This window comes from Streptomyces tendae (genome assembly GCF_014650435.1).
Lineage (GTDB): Bacteria > Actinomycetota > Actinomycetes > Streptomycetales > Streptomycetaceae > Streptomyces > Streptomyces tendae.
Genome location: NZ_BMUY01000008.1, coordinates 295873 through 313430, shown reverse-complemented (window position 1 = coordinate 313430; position 17558 = coordinate 295873). Strand labels below are relative to the sequence as shown.

Sequence of the window (17558 nt, the reverse complement as noted above, 5' to 3'; positions counted from 1 at the left end):
ACAAACCGCCCCGGTATCCTGCGGATGTCCCCACCTCCTCAACAGCCGAAGGGCATCCCGTGAGCGCCATTCGCCCGGCAGCCGTCGTCGTTCTCGCAGCGGGTGAGGGCACCCGTATGAAGTCGGCCACACCCAAGGTCCTGCACGAGCTGTGCGGCCGGTCCCTCGTGGGGCACGTGCTCGCCGCCGCCGGTGAGCTGGACCCCGAGAACCTGGTCGCCGTCGTCGGGCACGCCCGCGAGAAGGTCACCGCGCACCTCGCCGAGGTCGCCCCCGACGTACGCACCGCCGTCCAGGAGCAGCAGAACGGCACCGGGCACGCCGTGCGGATGGGTCTTGAGGCGCTGGGCGGTGCCGTGGACGGGGTCGTCGTGGTCGTCTGCGGGGACACTCCCCTCCTCACCGGCGAGACACTCAAGGCCCTCGCCGCCACGCACACCGCCGACGGGAACGCCGTGACGGTGCTGACGGCCGAGGTGCCGGACGCGACGGGGTACGGGCGGATCGTGCGGGACGGGGCCTCGGGTGCCGTGACGGCGATCGTGGAGCACAAGGACGCGTCGGAGTCGCAGCGGGCGATCCGGGAGATCAACTCGGGTGTGTTCGCCTTCGACGGGCAGTTGCTCGCGGACGCGCTGGGCAAGGTGCGCACGGACAACAGCCAGGGCGAGGAGTACCTCACGGACGTGCTCGGGATCCTGCGTGAGGCGGGGCACCGGGTGGGCGCGTCGGTGGCGGGTGACCACCGGGAGATCGCGGGGATCAACAACCGTGTGCAGCTCGCCGAGGCGCGTCGGATCCTGAACGACCGGTTGCTGACGGGGGCGATGCTGGCCGGCGTGACGGTGGTGGATCCGGCGACGACGTGGGTGGACGTGACGGTGACGTTCGAGCAGGACGTGGTCCTCCACCCGGGTACGCAGCTGCACGGCGCCACGCATCTCGCCGAGGGGTGCGAGGTCGGGCCGAACACGCGGCTCACGGACACGCGGGTGGAGGCCGGGGCGCGGGTGGACAACACGGTGGCCAACGGCGCCCATGTGGGTCCGCAGGCGTCCGTGGGTCCGTACGCGTATCTGCGGCCGGGTACCCGGCTCGGGCTGAAGTCGAAGATCGGTACGTTCGTGGAGGCGAAGAACTCGTCGATCGGTGAGGGGACGAAGGTTCCGCACCTTTCCTACATGGGTGACGCGACGGTCGGGGACTTCACGAACATCGGTGCCGCGAGTGTGTTCGTGAACTACGACGGTCAGGACAAGCACCACACGACGATCGGCTCGCACTGCCGTACGGGTTCGGACAACATGTTTGTGGCTCCTGTCACGGTCGGGGACGGTGCCTACACCGCCGCCGGCTCGGTGATCACGAAGGACGTGCCGCCCGGTTCGCTGGCCGTGGCCCGTGGCCAGCAGCGGAATATCGAGGGTTGGGTGGCCCGGAAGCGTCCGGGGAGCGCGGCGGCGAAGGCGGCCGAGGCGGTGTCCCGCGAGGCGGGCGGCGAAGACTGACCGGAAACCGGCGCGTCGAACACGGCGTACCGTGATAAGTGCACATCCGCACCCCACCAGCTGAGACGCCCCCGCGGCCAGTCGGGAGAGCGCCCATGAGCTCAGCTGCGAACCTCTGAGGAGAAAGTGCTGTGACCGGGATCAAGACGACCGGCGAGAAGAAGATGATGTTCTTCTCCGGCCGCGCACACCCCGAGCTTGCCGAGGAGGTCGCCCAGCAGCTGGGTGTCGGGGTCGTCCCGACGAAGGCCTTCGACTTCGCCAACGGTGAGATCTATGTGCGGTATCAGGAGTCGGCGCGTGGTGCGGACTGTTTCCTGATCCAGAGCCACACGGCTCCGATCAACAAGTGGGTCATGGAGCAGTTGATCATGATCGACGCGTTGAAGCGCGCGTCGGCCCGCTCCATCACCGTCATCGTGCCGTTCTACGGTTACGCGCGGCAGGACAAGAAGCACCGTGGGCGTGAACCGATCTCGGCGCGTCTGATCGCGGACCTGATGAAGACCGCGGGTGCGGACCGGATCCTGGCGGTGGATCTGCACACGGACCAGATCCAGGGCTTCTTCGACGGTCCGGTGGACCACCTGTTCGCGCTGCCGCTGCTGGCGGACTACGTGGGTGCGAAGGTGGACCGTTCGAAGCTGACGGTGGTCTCGCCGGACGCGGGCCGGGTGCGGGTGGCGGACCGGTGGTGCGACCGTCTGGGCGCGCCGCTGGCGATCGTGCACAAGCGGCGTGACAAGGACGTGGCGAACCAGGTCACGGTGCACGAGGTCGTGGGTGACGTGAAGGGGCGTATCTGCGTCCTGGTGGACGACATGATCGACACGGGTGGCACGATCTGTGCGGCGGCGGACGCGCTGTTCGCGCACGGTGCGGAGGACGTCATCGTGACGGCGACGCACGGTGTGCTGTCGGGTCCGGCGGCGGACCGTTTGAAGAACTCGAAGGTGAGCGAGTTCGTGTTCACGAACACGCTGCCGTCGGCGAGCGAGCTGGAGCTGGACAAGATCACGGTGCTGTCGATCGCGCCGACGATCGCGCGTGCGGTGCGTGAGGTGTTCGAGGACGGTTCGGTGACGAGCCTGTTCGACGAGCAGTGAGCATTGTGCAGTAACCGTTCTGCAGGCTCCGGTACCGCCTGTTGATCGTTTTGGGTACGGCCTTCCTCTCCGAGTAGACTGCTGAAGTTGCTCGGCGAGGGAGGCCGTACCCGTGTTCGCGGGTGTGGCTGTCCGTTATCGACGCGCTCTTCGTAGCAGGCCGTTCGTGGCCGGGTGACCACGTCCGTTTCTTTCTTTCTACGAGGAGTGATCATGGCCGAGGTGAAGCTCACCGCCGAGTCCCGTACCGAGTTCGGCAAGGGCGCCGCGCGTCGTATCCGTCGTGACAACAAGGTCCCCGGCGTTCTGTACGGCCACGGTTCGGACCCGCTGCACCTGACCCTGCCGGGTCACGAGCTGCTGATGGCGCTGCGTACGTCGAACGTGCTGATCGCGCTGGACATCGACGGCAAGACCAACGAGCTGGCGATCCCGAAGTCGGTCCAGCGTGACCCGATCAAGGGCTTCCTGGAGCACGTCGACCTGCAGCTGGTGAAGCGCGGCGAGACCGTGTCGGTCGAGATCCCGGTGCAGGCCGAGGGCGAGCTGGCCCCGGGCGGCTACCTGCTGGAGTACGTCCTGGACGCGCTGCCGGTCGAGGCCGAGGCCACGCACATCCCGCAGCAGGTCACCGTGTCGGTGGCGGGTCTGGAGGCCGGTGCCTCGATCCACGCCAAGGACATCGCGCTGCCGTCCGGCGTGAAGCTGGACGTGGACGGCGACACCGTGGTGCTGCAGGTCCTGGCCGCGCAGGCCGAGGAGGCCCCGGCCGAGGGCGAGGGCGAAGAGGCCGCCGAGGCCTGATCCTCCCCCACGGTCATCGTGTGGTCGGCCGCTGTTCCCGTGCGGGGCAGCGGCCGACGCGTATGTGTGGACGGATACGGACGGGTACGGACGGGTTCTAGGGACACGAAGGAGACATGGACGTGACGACGGACGCGGGCGCTCCGTGGCTGGTGGCCGGCCTCGGGAATCCGGGCCCCGAGTACGCCGCGAACCGGCACAACGTCGGTTTCATGGTGGCGGACCTGCTGGCGGAGCGGATCGGGGCGCGCTTCAAACGGCACGGCAAGGCGCAGGCGCAGGTGGTCGAGGGGCGGATCGGTCCGCCGGGGCCGGCCAACCGGCGGGTGATCCTGGCGAAGCCGATGTCGTTCATGAACGTGTCGGGCGGTCCGGTGACGGCGCTGCGGGACTTCTACAAGGTTCCGGTCGGCAACATCGTGGCGGTGCACGACGAGTTGGACATCGACTACGGCGTGCTGCGGCTGAAGCTGGGCGGCGGGGACAACGGGCACAACGGCCTGAAGTCGATCACGAAGTCGCTGGGTCCGGACTACCACCGGGTGCGATTTGGGATCGGGCGGCCGCCGGGGCGGATGCCGGTGGCGGATTTCGTGCTGCGGGACTTCTCGTCGACGGAGCGCAAGGAGCTGGACTACTTCGTCGACCGGGCGGCGGACGCGGTGGAGGCTCTGGTGATCGAGGGTCTGGAGCGGGCGCAGAGCGCGTACAACTCCTGACTTGTCCGTTGATGGTGCGCGAGTGAGTTGACCGGGCGCGTAGGTATGGCCAATGATCCCGGCCATGCCTGCCTCTGCCGCCGCCGCTCGTGCCCGTCAGGCCTCTTCCTCCGCGTCCTCGGCGTCCGCCGTCCTGTTGCGGTTCGGGCGGGTCGCGTCGATGGGTACGGTCGCGGCGTTGATCCTGATCGCGGGGGTGTGGGCGTCGTGGGGCACGGCGCAGCACGTGTTGCTGACCAAGGGGCGGGAGCAGGGCACGGTCGAGGTGACGCGGTGCGGTGGGGGGACGTGCAGCGGTCCGTACTCGCCGGTGTCGGCGGGGTCGCAGGCGCGGGAGCGGGTCGTGATCGAGGACTCGGTCGCGGTGGCGAAGGGGCGGACGTACAGCGTGGTGTTGAAGCCCGGTAGTGGCGAGGCGGTGCGTTCGGGGCCGGCGGGGGTTCTGTACGCGTGGGTGCCGTTGGGTGGGGCGTTGTTACTTGCGTCGGTGGTCGTGGCCGGGGGGTTGCGGCGGACTCGGGTGGCGTGGGGGATGGCGGGGGTGGGGGTTGGGTTGCTGACGGCGGCGTTCTTCGCGGTGTGAGGTTTTGACGTACGACGTGAGGGTGCCCCGGGCTCTGTACGAGCTCGGGGCACCGGTGTTTTCACGTGCGGGGCGTCGGGGGTGGGCGCGGGGTGAGTCGCGCAGCCCGGCGCTTAAGGGGCGCCTCCCCCAGTGCCTGAACGGCCTGGGAGGTACCCCCAGCGCCCACCCGTGCCGCCCCAGCGGCACGACTGCCCGCAGGCTACGGGGCGTCAGCCGGTGTTGCGGAGGCCCGCTGCTACGCCGTTGACCGTGAGGAGGAGGGCCCGGGCGAGGAGCGGGTCGGGGTCGGCGCCCGCGGTTGCCTCCTCGCGCTGGCGGCCGAGGAGGGCGACCTGGAGGTAGGAGATGGGGTCGAGGTAGGCGTCGCGGATGGCGAAGGTCTGCTTGAGCACCGGGTCGGCGTCCAGCAGTTCACTCTCGCCGGTGACGCGCAGGACCTCGCGGACCGTGAGTTCGTGCTCGGCCTTGATGGTGTCGAAGACGTGCTTGAGCTCGTCCGGGACGAGGGTGTCGACGTAGTGTTGGGCGATGCGCAGGTCGGTCTTCGCGAGGGTCATCTCGACGTTGGAGATGAAGTTGCGGAAGAAGTGCCACTGCTGGTGCATCTCGTCGAGCACGGTGTCCAGGCCGGCCTCGCGCAGTGCCTTGAGGCCGGAGCCGACGCCGTACCAGCCGGGGACGATCTGCCGGGACTGGGTCCAGCCGAAGACCCAGGGGATGGCGCGCAGTCCGTCGAGCGAGACGCCGGAGCCGGGGCGGCGGGAGGGCCGCGAGCCCAGGTGCAGGTCGGCGAGCTGGTCGACCGGGGTGGAGGCCAGGAAGTAGGTCGGCAGGTCGGGGTCCTCGACGAGGTGCCGGTAGGCGGTGTGGGCGGCGTCGGAGACGACGTCCATCGCGGCGTCCCAGCGGGCGAGGGCCTCGTCGGACTGGCGGGGCGCGGTGTGCAGGGCGGATGCCTGGAGGGTGGCCGCGACGGTCAGTTCCAGGTTCTCCCGGGCGAGGGCCGGGATGAGGTACTTGTCGGAGATGACCTCGCCCTGCTCGGTGACCTTGATCTCGCCCTCCAGGGTGCCCCAGGGCTGGGCGAGGATCGCGTCGTGGGTGGGGCCGCCGCCGCGGCCGACGGTGCCGCCGCGGCCGTGGAAGAGGCGCAGCCGTACGCCGTAGCGGTGGGCGACGTCGCGCAGGCGGCGCTGGGCGCGGTGGATCTCCCACTGGCTGGTGGTGATGCCGCCGAACTTGGAGGAGTCGGAGTAGCCGAGCATGACCTCCTGTACGTCGCCGCGCAGGGCGACCAGGCGCCGGTAGGAGGGGTCGGCGAGCAGGTCTTCCAGGATGGTGTCGGCGGCCTTGAGCTCGTCGGTGGTCTCCAGGAGCGGCACGATGCCGATCTTGGCCCAGCCGGCGTGCAGGTCGATCAGCCCGGCCTCGCGGGCCAGTACGGCCGCGGCGAAGACGTCGTCGGCGCCCTGGCACATGGAGATGATGTAGGACTCGATGACCTCGGGGCCGAAGACCTCCAGGGCCTTGCGGACGGTCTGGAAGACACCGAGGGTCTTCTCGCCGGGCGCGTCGACGGGGGCGGGGCTGGGCGCGAGGGGCCGGCGGGAGCGCAGTTCCTTGGCGAGGAGCTTGGTGCGGTACTCGCGGGGCATGTCGGCGTAGCGCCAGGACTCCTCGCCGAGCCGGTCGAAGAGCTGGCCGAGGGCGTGGTGGTGGGCGTCGGCGTGTTCGCGGACGTCCATGGTGGCGAGCTGGAGGCCGAAGGCGGCCAGGGTGCGGATGGTGCGGGCGAGGCGTCCGTCGGCGAAGAGGCCGCCGCGGTGTTCGCGCAGGGAGGTCTGGACGATGCGCAGGTCGTCGATGAGCTGGGCGGTGCCGAGGTAGTCGCGGCCGTCCTCGTGGGGGGTGCCCTTGGCGAGGCGCTGCTTGGTGTTCTCCAGCTTCTGCCGGATGCAGGTGGCCTTGAGTCGGTAGGGCTCCTCGGCGTTGAGGCGCTTGTAGCGGGGGCTGATCTCGGGGAGGCGTTCCAGGTCGGCCTGGAGCGAGGCGAGCAGTTCCTCCGTGGCACCGGCGTACCGGATGGAGTTGGACAGGAAGCCGCGCAGCTCGTCGATCATCTCCAGGGCGTCGTTGATGCCGTGTTCGTGCTGGAGGATGAGGACGTCCCAGGTCACCTGGGGGGTGACGTTGGGGTTGCCGTCGCGGTCGCCGCCGATCCAGGTGCCGAAGGTGAGGGGGCGGGTGTCGTCGGGCAGCTGGACGCCGGCCCGCTCCAGCTCCGCCGTCAGGTCCTCCAGGACGTCGCCGACGGCGCCGAGGTGCAGTTCGTCGAGGTAGTAGATGGCGTTGCGGGCCTCGTCGGCGGGCTCGGGGCGGACGACGCGCAGTTCGTCGGTCTGCCAGACGAGGTCGATGTTCTCGGCGAGGCGGGTGTCGAGGCGGCGGCGGTCGGCCTCGTTGACCGGGGTGTCCAGGAGGGCGGCGATGCGGCGCAGCTTGTTGAGGACGGAGCGGCGGGCGGCCTCGGTGGGGTGCGCGGTGAACACGGGGCGCACGTTGAGGTTGCGGACCGTCTCGCGCAGGTGCTCGGGGTCGGCGTCCTTGAGCCGGTCGGCCGTACGGGCGAGCAGTCCGCCCTCGGCGGCGCGCTTGGCGCCCAGTTCGCGGCCGCGGTGGACCTGTTCGGTGACGTTGGCGAGGTGGAAGTAGGTGGAGAAGGCGCGGACGAGCTTGGCGGCGGTCTCCAGTTCCGTGCCGCGCAGCAGTTCGGCGGCGGCCTCGCCGTCCTCGCGGGTGAGTCGGCGTACCTTCTCGACGAGTTCCAGCAGCTCGGGGCCCTCCTGCCGGACGAGGGTCTCCCCGAGGAGATCACCCAGGCGGCGGATGTCGGCGCGCAGCTCGCTGCTGGTCGTCGTGGTGGTCTGGTCGTCGGCACTGCTCACAGGTGCGGCTCCTTGCAGTGTTGAAGCTCGTCTGGGAGGGAACCCGGACGGCCGTCTCGCGCGGCGGGCGCCGCTTACCGGGCCGGACGTCCGGGAAGTAATCAGAGCGGACCGCGCTGTCCGACCGACTCCCAGGATAGGTGTCGGCCGGGACGCGCAGGCTCTGGGGCTCTTGCCGCGCGGCCACGCACTGCCATACTTACGTCGCCGTAGGTTACGGAACCGTAGGAAAACCGTGCATGGTTTCCGCAGCCCGGCACCGGCCACACCACACGACCCCACCCTCGACCCCCCAGGGGACGCGCATGACCACGAGTTCCGATGTGATCCCAGACGCTCCGCAGCCGGCCGACCCGGCCGCGGCGCCCTCCGCCACGCTGGGTGGTGAGCAGAAGCGGTCGATCGAGCAGATCACGCTGTTGTTGTTCATCACCCTTCCGTTCCTCGCGCTGGTGGCGGCGGTGCCACTGGCCTGGGGCTGGGGCGTGAGCTGGCTGGACCTGGGGCTGCTGGTCTTCTTCTACTTCTTGGGCTGCCACGGCATCACGATCGGCTTCCACCGCCACTTCACCCACGGTTCCTTCAAGGCGAAACGGCCGTTGAAGATCGCGTTGGCGATCGCGGGTTCGATGGCGGTCGAGGGGCCGCTGGTCCGCTGGGTGGCCGACCACCGCAAGCACCACAAGTTCTCCGACGACGAGGGCGACCCGCATTCGCCGTGGCGGTACGGCGAGACGGTGCCCGCCCTGATCAAGGGCCTGTGGTGGGCCCACATCGCCTGGATGTTCGACGAGGAGCAGACGCCGCAGGACAAGTACGCCCCGGATCTGATCAAGGACCCCGCGCTGCGTGCGATCTCCCGCCAGTTCATCCTGTGGACCGTGGTGTCCCTGGCGCTGCCCGCGCTGATCGGCGGGCTGGTGACGATGTCCTGGTGGGGCGCGTTCACCGGTTTCTTCTGGGGTTCACTCGTGCGGGTGGCGTTGCTTCACCACGTGACCTGGTCGATCAACTCGATCTGCCATGCCGTGGGCAAGCGTCCCTTCAAGTCCCGGGACCGCTCGGGCAACGTCTGGTGGCTGGCGATCCTGTCCTGCGGCGAGTCCTGGCACAACCTGCACCACGCGGACCCGACCTCGGCGCGGCACGGGGTGATGCGCGGCCAGCTCGATTCGAGTGCCCGGCTGATCCGCTGGTTCGAGCAGCTGGGTTGGGCGTACGACGTGCGCTGGCCGTCACGCTCGCGTATCGATTCGCGCCGCAACCCGGATCAAGACGGCGCCCGCCGCCGGAAGGAGACGGCGAAGGCGGCATGATTGACGCCGTGGCGACCGACTCCAGCAGCACCCCAGGCAACGAGAAGCCGCGGCGAGCGCGTCGCACCCGGATGACCGGTGCGGAGCGCCGCCAGCAGCTGCTGGAGATCGGCCGCACCCTCTTCGCGGCGAAGGGTTTCGAGGGCACGTCCGTGGAGGAGATCGCGGCGAAGGCCGGGGTGTCCAAGCCGGTGGTGTACGAGCATTTCGGCGGCAAGGAGGGCCTGTACGCGGTGGTCGTGGACCGCGAGATGCGGCGGCTGCTCGACATGGTGACCGGCTCGCTGACGGCAGGCCATCCGCGTGAGCTGTGCGAGCAGGCCGCCTTCGCGCTCCTGGACTACATCGAGGAGTACACGGACGGCTTCCGCATCCTGGTCCGCGACTCCCCCATCCCGCAGTCGACGGGTACCTTCGCCTCCCTCATCTCGGACATCGCCACCCAGGTGGAGGACATCCTGGGACGGGAGTTCAAGAGCCGCGGCTTCGACGCCAAGCTGGCTCCGCTGTACGCGCAGGCGCTGGTCGGCATGGTGGCGCTGACCGGCCAGTGGTGGCTGGACGTGCGCCGCCCGAAGAAGGCGGAGGTGGCGGCGCACCTGGTGAACCTGGCGTGGCACGGCCTGGACGGTCTGGAGCCCAAGCCCCGGCTGATCGGGCACCGCAAGAGCTGAGGGCGGAGAGCTGAAGGCTGAGAGCTGAGGGCAGGGCTGAGGGCATGCAACCGCTGCGCGGAGTCACTGTCGTCGCGCTGGAGCAGGCGATCGCCGCTCCCTACGCCAGCCGTCAGCTCGCCGACCTCGGCGCCCGGGTGATCAAGGTGGAGCGCCCGGGGACGGGGGACTTCGCGCGGGCGTACGACACCCGGGTGCGGGGTCTGAGCTCGCACTTCGTGTGGGTCAACCGCAACAAGGAGTCCCTCACCCTGGACTTCAAGGATCCGCGCGGCCTGGAGCTGCTGCGCAGGCTGATCGCGGACGCGGACGTCTTCCTGCAGAACCTGGCGCCGGGCGCGGCCGAGCGGGCCGGACTGGGCGCGCGGGAGCTGCGTGCCGCGCATCCGGAGCTGATCGTGTGCGACATCTCCGGCTACGGCGCGCCGGGCCCCTACGCGGACCGCAAGGCGTACGACCTGCTGGTGCAGTCCGAGGCGGGGCTGCTGTCGGTCACGGGCACGCCGGACGACATGGCCAAGGCGGGCATTCCGGTGTCGGACGTCGCCGCCGGGATGTACGCGTACAGCTCGATCCTGGGCGCGCTCCTGGAACGCGGCCGGACGGGGCGGGGCACGCATCTGGACGTGTCGATGCTGGAGGCCACCGTGGAGTGGCTGGGCTTTCCCCTCTACTACTCCTTCGACGGCGGCCGTCCGCCGCCGCGGGCGGGCGCCTCGCACGCGACGATCTATCCGTACGGCCCGTTCACGGCGGGCGACGGGAAGATCGTGATGACGGCGGTGCAGAACGAGCGCGAGTGGCAGGGCTTCTGCGCGGGCTTCCTGGACCGTCCGGAGCTGGCCGGGCATCCGCACTACGCCACCAACGCGGACCGCGACGCGCACCGGGAGGAGCTGGGCGGGCTGATCGCGGCCCGGTTCGCGGAGCTGACCGCCGCGGAGGCGGTCGAGCTGCTCGACGCGGTGCCGGTCGCCAACGCGCGGGTGAACACGCTCGCCGAGGTGTGGGACCACCCGCAGCTGGCCGCACGTGGACGCCTGCACGAGGTGCCCACCCCGGCCGGTCCGGTCCCGGCACTGGCACCGCCGGGTTGGACCGGGGACGCGCCCCGCATGGAGGCGGTCCCGGCGCTGGGCGAGCACACCCGCGCCGTACTCGAGGGCCTCGGGCTGTCGGCGGAGGACATCGACGCGCTCGCCGCGGACGGGGTGGTGTGAGCCCGGTCGGGGTCAGGGCCGGGCGGGTCCGTCCGGTTCCAGGAACTCCAGCCGGTTGCCGACGGGATCGGCGCAGTGGAAGCGCCGGTGTCCGGGCAGGTCGTCGTTCCAGGTGACGGGCGTGCCCCGGGCCTCCAGGCGGGCGGCGTAGGCGTCGATCCCGGTGACCCGCAGCCCGGGGTGGGCCTTGCGGGCGGGCCGGAAACCGGTCTCGACGCCCAGGTGGAGCTGGGCGGTGCCCGCCTGGAACCAGCAGCCGCCGCGGGCGGCGAGCACGGGCGGTTTCGGGATCTCGGTCATGCCGAGGACGCCGGTGTAGAAGGCGCGCAGCACTTCCTCGGCGCCGGGCGGCGCGGCGAGCTGCACGTGGTCGAGGCCGGTGATCACCGGCCTGCCTCCCGAGCGGGCCCCGCGGGCTTCCGTGCGACGGCGAAGACGCGGCGGAAGGGGAAGGGGGTGCCGTGCGCCTCGGCGGGGTAGGCGGCGCGCAGGACGGCCCGGTACTCCTCGACGAAGGCGTCGCGGGCGTCCGGCTCGTCGTCGAGGGCGTCCAGTACGGGCCGCAGTCCCGTCCCCTTCACCCAGTCGAGGACGGCGTCGTCGCCGGGCAGCAGGTGGACGTACGTCGTCTCCCACACGTCGGCGGTGCAGCCGGCGGCGGTCAGGCGGGCCAGGTAGCCCTGGGGGGTGAGGACGGCGTCGTCGTGGCGCAGGACGCCGGCGAGGCGGTCCCGCCAGCGCCGGGAGCCGGCCAGCTCGCGCATCAGGCGGTGGCTGGGGGCGTCGAAGTTGCCGGGCACCTGGAGGGCGAGGGTGCCGCCGGGGGCGAGGCGGTCGATCCAGTCGGGGAAGCGGTCGGCGTGGCCGGGGACCCACTGGAGGGTGGCGTTGCTGACGAGGAGGTCGCAGGGCTCGTCGGGGGTCCAGGTGCGGGCGTCGGCGGCGGCGAAGTCGAGGTGGCCGCCGCCGGGGGTGGGGCCGGCGTACTGCCGGGCCCGTTCGAGCATCGGGGGCGAGTTGTCGTAGCCGGTGATGCGGGCGGTGGGCCAGCGGTCGGCGAGCAGGACGGTGACGTTGCCGGGTCCGCAGCCGAGGTCGGCGATGCGGGGCGGGTCCGCGGGGAGGTCCGGGATGCGGGCGAGGAGGTCGGTGAAGGGGCGGGCACGGTGCCCGGCGTGGCGCAGGTACTGGGCGGGGTCCCAGGTGGGGGCGGTGGCGGGCATGGAGCCTCCAGAGGGTGTCCGTACGGGACGGGTACCCAGCGTCACCCGAAGGTATCTCGATGTCAAGACAGTCGCCATCAAGATAATTGATATCGATATAGTCGACATCAAGAGACTTCACGTCGACACAACCACTACACTGATCGTCATGGAGGACGAGGTCGATCGGCTGGTCGCAGCGTGGCGCCGGGAGCGCCCGGACCTCGACGTGGAACCGCTCGAGGTGCTGAGCCGCGTCAGCAGGCTCGCCCGGCACCTGGATCGCGCACGCCGGCTGGCCTTCTCCGAGCACAATCTCGAGCCGTGGGAGTTCGACGTACTGACGGCACTGCGCCGTGCGGGCACCCCGTACCAGCTCTCACCGGGTCAGCTCCTCACCCAGACCCTGGTCACCTCGGGCACGATGACCAACCGGATCGACCGCCTCGCCAAGAAGGGCCTGGTGGAGCGCCTGCCCGACCCCAGCGACCGGCGCGGCGTCCTGGTCCGGCTCACCGACGAGGGCCGGGACCGCGCCGACCAGTCGCTGGCGGGTCTGCTGGCCCAGGAGCGCGCGATCCTCGGTGAGCTGTCCCGCGCCCAGCGCACCGAACTGGCGGCCCTGCTACGCCAGCTGACCGCCCCGTTCGACAACATCCCCGGCTGAGGGCCCGTCCAGATCCGCCGGTCCCACCCCGGCCCTGCGGGCCAGTGCGACGGCGGCCAGGGTGGAGTGGACGCCCAGCTTGCCCAGCACGTTCTGCATGTGGGTGCGCACCGTGTGCGGGGACAGGTACAGCCGCTCCGCGACCGCCTTGCGGCCGAGCCCGGCGACCATGCAGCGCAGCACCTCGCGCTCGCGCGGGGTGAGCGACTCCACCAGCAGTTCGCTCTCGGTGCGGTGCTTGCGGGCCGCGGTCAGCTCGCGCAGGACGCCGGTGAGCAGGGCGGGCGGCAGATGCGTCTCGTCGCGCAGGACGCCCCGGATGACGCTGAGCAGCCGGGACAGGGAGCAGTCCTTGGCCACCCACCCGGACGCCCCGGCGCCCAGGGCGAGGGCCGCCCGCCGGGGGTCGTCCTTCTCGGCGAGGACGACGATCCGCACGCCCGGCTGCCCCGACCGCACTCCGGTGACCAGGGAGATCCCGTCCACCAGCCCGTCCTCGTCGCCGCTTCGCACGGGCGCGGCGGGCCGGGTGCCGGGGACGTGGCCGCCCAGGTCGGCGTCGACGAGCAGCACGTCGAACCGCCGCCCCTCGGAGGCGGCCCGTTCCAGGCAGCGCAGTGCGGCCGGACCGCTGCCGGCCGCGGAGACGTCGACGTCGGGCTCGGCGGCCAGGGCGGCCGCGAGCGACTCGGCGAAGATGCGATGGTCGTCGACGACCAGGACTCGGATACGAACCACGAAACCCCCTCCCCCGAGCTCCGCCAGGAGCAGGGGATACCCATCGTCTGTCCGTCCTCGGATGACGGCACCGGCACGGGTACGACGCCCAGGGCCCCGCATCCAGCTGTGCTGTTGTGCTCGGTACTCCGGGACGGGTCGCCGCAGCCGCACGGCCGCCGCCGTGCAGTAACCGCTACCCCCGACCCGGGAGTCGTACCCGGCTGTCTCGCCCCCTGAACGGCACCGGCCCCCACCGGTGCTGCTCATCAGAGTACGGACGGGCGCCGGGAGCGGAAGGCTATTTGCAGAACTGACTCGGCCACACGTTTATGGTGAGCCGCATGTTTCGTCTTGTGACAGAAGTCGACAAGGAACGGCGCGATCTGCTGCGCACCCGCCTGCGGGAGACGAACACAGCGGCCTCCTCCGTCCTGCGCTCCCTGCGCGGAACCCCTCACGAACGCGAATTCCCGCTGCACGTCTGGATCCTGGACCGGGCCGGCGACCTGGCGGGCGGCCTGGTCGGGCACACCTGGGCGACCTGGCTGCACGTGACCTACCTGTGGGTGGACGGCGGCCACCGGGGCGCGGGCCTCGGCTCCGCCCTCCTCGACGAGGCGGAACGCACCGCCCGCGCCGAACGCGGCTGCACCGCCGCCCGCGTGGAGACCTGGGACTTCCAGGCGCCGGGCTTCTACACGAAACGCGGCTACGACGTCATGTGCGTGATCCCCGACTACCCGCCGGGGATCACGGAGTACACGCTGGTGAAACGGCTCGGCTGACCGGCTCAGACCAGCCGCCGCGCCCCCGCCGAGGGCACCGCCCCGAACACCCGCGGCGCCCGGAAGCCCGCCGCCGCGAAGGCGTCCTCGACCGCCTTGGTGACGGCGTCCACGTCGCCGGCCTCCACCAGGACGATCGCCGAGCCGCCGAAGCCGCCGCCGGTCATCCGGGCGCCGAGCGCCCCGGCGGCGAGGGCCGTGTCGACGACCAGGTCCAACTCGGGGCAGGAGATGCGGAAGTCGTCGCGCAGCGAGGCGTGGCCCTCGACGAGGACGGGGCCGATGGCGCGGGTGTCGCCGGACTCCAGCAGCGAGACCACCCGCTCGACGCGCTCGTCCTCGGTCACCACGTGCCGGACCAGGCGGCGCACCTCCTCCTCGTCGCCCAGCCGCTCCAACGCCGCGTCCAGGTCGGCGTACGGCACGTCGCGCAGTGCGTCGACGCCCAGCAGCGCGGCGCCCTTCTCGCAGCCGGCCCGGCGCTTGCCGTACTCGCCCTCGCTGTGGGAGTGCTTGACCCGGGTGTCGACGACCAGCAGGCGCATGCCCTCGGCGGCGAGGTCGAAGGGGATCTGCCGCTGGGAGAGGTCGCGGGTGTCGAGGAACAGGGCGTGGCCCGCCTCGCAGCAGGCGGAGGCCGTCTGGTCCATGATGCCGACGGGGGCGCCGACGTAGACGTTCTCCGCGCGCTGGCACAGCCGGGCCAGCTGCCAGCCGCGCAGGCCGAGGGAGTACAGGTCGTTCAACGCCAGGGCCACCACCACCTCCAGGGCCGCGGAGGAGGAGAGCCCCGCGCCCGACGGGACCGTCGAGGCCAGGTGGACGTCGGCGCCGGTCAGCTCGTGGCCCGCCTCGCGCAACGCCCAGACGACGCCCGAGGGGTACGCGGTCCAGGACTTGTCCGAGCCGGGGGTCAGGTCGGCGACGCGCAGCTCCATCGGCCCGGCGTCGACGTCCGCCGAGTGCAGGCGCAGGACGCCGTCGTCGCGCCGGGAGACGGCGGCGACGGCCTGGTGCGGCAGGGCGAAGGGCATCACGAAGCCGTCGTTGTAGTCGGTGTGCTCCCCGATGAGGTTCACCCGGCCCGGCGCCGCCCACACCCCCTCCGACTCCGCCCCGTACAGCTCCCGGAACCGCTCGCCGACGGTCCCCGCGACAGCCTCGCCCATGCCCTGACCCCTCGCCCTTCCGGTAACTGCGGTTAGTACTGGCCCGCGCGCCGCTGCGCGAACTCCCACGCGTCCGACACGATCCCCGCGAGGTCCGCGCGGGACGGGTTCCAGCCCAGTTTCTCGCGGGCGGTGTCGGCCGACGCCACCAGGACCGCCGGGTCGCCGCCCCGGCGCGGGGCCACCACCTCGGGGATGGGACGGCCCGTCACCCGCCGCACGGTCTCGACGACCTCGCGGACGGAGAAGCCGTTGCCGTTGCCCAGGTTGCAGATGAGGTGCTCGCCGGGGGCGGCGGCCGCCACGGCCAGCAGATGGGCCTCGGCCAGGTCGGCGACGTGGATGTAGTCGCGCACGCAGGTCCCGTCCGGCGTCGGATAGTCGTCACCGAAGACGGAGATGGCCTCACGGCGGCCCTGCGCCACCTGGAGGACCAGCGGAATGAGATGCGACTCGGGGTCGTGGCGCTCGCCATACTCCCTGTACGCGCCCGCGACGTTGAAGTAGCGCAGCGAGACCGCGCCCAGGCCGTGGGCCGCCGCCTCGCCGGTGATCATGTGGTCGACGGCGAGCTTCGAGGCGCCGTACGGATTGGTGGGCTTCGTCGGCGCGGACTCGACGATGGGAACCTGCTCGGGCTCGCCGTACGTGGCGGCCGTGGAGGAGAAGACGAGCCGCCGCACGCCCGCGCCCCGCATGGCCTCCAGCAGGGCCATCGTCCCGCCGACGTTGTTGTCCCAGTACTTCTCGGGCTTCACGACCGACTCGCCGACCTGCGAGAAGGCGGCGAAGTGCAGCACGCCGTCGAAGGAGGCGTCCAGCCACTTGGCGGCGTCGCGGATGTCGCCCTCGACGAACGAGGCCCCCGCCGGCACGCCCTCACGGAAGCCGGTCGACAGATTGTCGAGCACGACCACCTCGTGCCCCGCCTCCACCAAGTGCTGGGCGACGACGCTGCCGACGTACCCCGCACCACCTGTCACCAGGTACTTCCCGCTCATGAACTCGCTACCTCTCGCAGTCGCTCGGCCGCGCGCTCCGGGGGCACGTCGTTGATGAACACGTTCATGCCGGACTCGGAGCCCGCGAGGAACTTCAGCTTGCCGGACGTACGGCGAATGGTGAAAAGCTCCAGGTGCAGCGCGAAGTCGTCGCGCTGCACGCCCTCGAACTCCTCCAGCTGACCGAACGGCGCCTGGTGCCAGGCGGCGATGTACGGCGTCGGAGGCTCCGTCTCACCGAAGATCCGGTCGAAGCGCCTCAACAGTTCCAGATAGACCTTGGGGAATTCTGTGCGCGCCGCCTCGTCGAGTCCGAGCAGATCGGGGACCCGCCGCTTCGGATACAGGTGCACCTCGTACGGCCAGTGCGCGGCGTACGGCACGAAGGCGACCCACTCTTCACCCTCCAGGACGACCCGCTCACCGGCCAGCTCCTCGTCCAGCACGGCGTCGAACAGGTTCTCCCCGCCGGTCGCGTCCTTGTGGGCGGCCAGTGAACGGAGCATCAGGGCGGTGCGGGGGGTGGTGAACGGGTAGGCGTAGATCTGCCCGTGCGGGTGACCCAGCGTCACCCCGATCTCGGCGCCCCGGTTCTCGAAGCAGAACACCTGTTCAACGGAGGGCAGATGGGACAGCTCGGAGGTGCGGTCGGTCCAGGCGTCCAGCACGAGCCGGGCCTGCTCCTCGCTCAGGTCGGCGAAGGAGGCGTCGTGGTCGGAGGTGAAGCAGACGACCTCGCAGCGTCCGGAGTCACCGGCCAGCGAGGGAAAACGGTTCTCGAAAACCACCACGTCATAGGCCGAGTCCGGAATCTCACTCAGCCGCTCCCCGTCCGACGGGCACAGCGGGCACTGGTCGGCCGGCGGATGGTAGGTGCGTCCCTGCCGGTGCGAGGCGATGGCGACCGAGTCGCCGAGCAGCGGATCACGACGCACCTCGGACGTGGTGACGGTCCGCTCCAGCGGACGGCGGTCCACGGCGTCGCGCACGGTGTCGTCGCGCAGGTCGTAGTAGACCAGCTCACGGCCGTCGGCCAGCCGGGTCGAGGTCTTCTTCACTGCCGCACTCCTCTGCACCCACCCATGGAGTCACCAATCATCCAACACAATCAAACATAACACATCACAACCCACCAC

General features: G+C 70.8%; 17 protein-coding genes. 10 read left to right on the top strand and 7 right to left on the bottom strand.

The window, feature by feature from the left end; genetic code table 11:
- Positions 1-59: 59 nt before the first annotated feature.
- From glmU to IE258_RS41310, 5 genes are all read left to right on the top strand, one after another.
- Positions 60-1508, top strand: coding sequence for a bifunctional UDP-N-acetylglucosamine diphosphorylase/glucosamine-1-phosphate N-acetyltransferase GlmU (gene glmU / locus IE258_RS22620; RefSeq protein WP_189746227.1), 1449 nt, complete (start codon positions 60-62; stop codon positions 1506-1508).
- 131 nt (positions 1509-1639) lie between these two features.
- On the top strand, positions 1640-2614 hold the full coding sequence (locus IE258_RS22615; protein ID WP_003975691.1) for a ribose-phosphate diphosphokinase: 975 nt from the start codon (positions 1640-1642) through the stop codon (positions 2612-2614).
- A 213-nt stretch (positions 2615-2827) separates the two neighbouring features.
- Entirely contained in the window at positions 2828-3418 is a 591-nt protein-coding gene (locus IE258_RS22610) for a 50S ribosomal protein L25/general stress protein Ctc (RefSeq protein ID WP_189746225.1), read from the top strand.
- 116 nt (positions 3419-3534) lie between these two features.
- Entirely contained in the window at positions 3535-4137 is a 603-nt protein-coding gene (pth, locus tag IE258_RS22605) for an aminoacyl-tRNA hydrolase (protein ID WP_189746223.1), read from the top strand.
- Positions 4138-4189: 52 nt separating this feature from the next.
- Positions 4190-4720 carry a hypothetical protein gene (locus tag IE258_RS41310; protein WP_229892350.1) on the top strand — a complete coding sequence of 177 codons (531 nt, stop codon included), beginning with the start codon at positions 4190-4192 and terminating at the stop codon, positions 4718-4720.
- 212 nt (positions 4721-4932) lie between these two features.
- On the opposite strand, the gene ppc is transcribed toward IE258_RS41310, so the two are convergent.
- Positions 4933-7668: a phosphoenolpyruvate carboxylase gene (ppc, locus tag IE258_RS22595; RefSeq protein ID WP_189746220.1), complete on the bottom strand. Its 2736-nt coding sequence runs from the start codon at positions 7666-7668 to the stop codon at positions 4933-4935.
- A 305-nt stretch (positions 7669-7973) separates the two neighbouring features.
- Between ppc and IE258_RS22590 the strand changes: the two genes are divergently transcribed.
- The 3 genes from IE258_RS22590 to IE258_RS22580 are packed head-to-tail and all read left to right on the top strand — an operon-like array spanning position 7974 to position 10878.
- The gene (locus IE258_RS22590; protein ID WP_189746218.1) at positions 7974-8984 is read left to right on the top strand and encodes an acyl-CoA desaturase; all 1011 of its coding nucleotides are present in this window, start codon (positions 7974-7976) and stop codon (positions 8982-8984) included.
- A complete protein-coding gene (locus IE258_RS22585; RefSeq protein ID WP_109034690.1) occupies positions 8981-9658 on the top strand; it encodes a TetR/AcrR family transcriptional regulator in 678 nt (225 codons plus the stop codon). Before IE258_RS22590 ends, IE258_RS22585 begins: the two co-directional genes overlap by 4 nt.
- A 44-nt stretch (positions 9659-9702) precedes the next feature.
- On the top strand, positions 9703-10878 hold the full coding sequence (locus IE258_RS22580) for a CaiB/BaiF CoA transferase family protein (RefSeq protein ID WP_189746216.1): 1176 nt from the start codon (positions 9703-9705) through the stop codon (positions 10876-10878).
- A 12-nt stretch (positions 10879-10890) separates the two neighbouring features.
- Here the strand turns inward: IE258_RS22580 and IE258_RS22575 are convergent, their stop codons facing one another.
- Both IE258_RS22575 and IE258_RS22570 read right to left on the bottom strand, forming a co-directional pair.
- Entirely contained in the window at positions 10891-11265 is a 375-nt protein-coding gene (locus IE258_RS22575) for a VOC family protein (protein WP_189746214.1), read from the bottom strand.
- A complete protein-coding gene (locus tag IE258_RS22570) occupies positions 11262-12101 on the bottom strand; it encodes a trans-aconitate 2-methyltransferase (protein ID WP_159327030.1) in 840 nt (279 codons plus the stop codon). The genes IE258_RS22575 and IE258_RS22570 overlap by 4 nt, the downstream gene beginning before the upstream one ends.
- A 148-nt stretch (positions 12102-12249) precedes the next feature.
- Here IE258_RS22570 and tamR point away from each other — a divergent pair, with 148 nt between their 5' ends.
- Positions 12250-12747 (top strand): MarR family transcriptional regulator TamR, encoded by a 498-nt coding sequence (gene tamR / locus IE258_RS22565; protein ID WP_003975680.1) that lies wholly within the window; start codon positions 12250-12252, stop codon positions 12745-12747.
- Here tamR and IE258_RS22560 read toward each other — a convergent pair.
- Positions 12706-13485, bottom strand: a complete 780-nt coding sequence (locus tag IE258_RS22560) for a response regulator transcription factor (RefSeq protein ID WP_189746212.1) — start codon at positions 13483-13485, stop codon at positions 12706-12708. The two genes, tamR and IE258_RS22560, sit on opposite strands and share 42 nt — an antisense overlap.
- Before the next feature lie 311 nt (positions 13486-13796).
- Here IE258_RS22560 and IE258_RS22555 point away from each other — a divergent pair, with 311 nt between their 5' ends.
- The gene (locus tag IE258_RS22555) at positions 13797-14252 is read left to right on the top strand and encodes a GNAT family N-acetyltransferase (RefSeq protein ID WP_189746210.1); all 456 of its coding nucleotides are present in this window, start codon (positions 13797-13799) and stop codon (positions 14250-14252) included.
- Positions 14253-14257: 5 nt separating this feature from the next.
- Here IE258_RS22555 and galK read toward each other — a convergent pair whose 3' ends face one another.
- Genes galK through galT form a run of 3 tightly spaced genes read right to left on the bottom strand, consistent with a single transcriptional unit; the run spans position 14258 to position 17480 of the window.
- Positions 14258-15421, bottom strand: coding sequence for a galactokinase (galK, locus tag IE258_RS22550; protein WP_189746208.1), 1164 nt, complete (start codon positions 15419-15421; stop codon positions 14258-14260).
- Between the two features lie 32 nt (positions 15422-15453).
- Positions 15454-16422 carry a UDP-glucose 4-epimerase GalE gene (galE, locus tag IE258_RS22545; protein ID WP_189746206.1) on the bottom strand — a complete coding sequence of 323 codons (969 nt, stop codon included), beginning with the start codon at positions 16420-16422 and terminating at the stop codon, positions 15454-15456.
- Positions 16419-17480 (bottom strand): galactose-1-phosphate uridylyltransferase, encoded by a 1062-nt coding sequence (galT, locus tag IE258_RS22540; RefSeq protein WP_189746205.1) that lies wholly within the window; start codon positions 17478-17480, stop codon positions 16419-16421. Before galT ends, galE begins: the two co-directional genes overlap by 4 nt.
- Between the last annotated feature and the right edge of the window lie 78 nt (positions 17481-17558).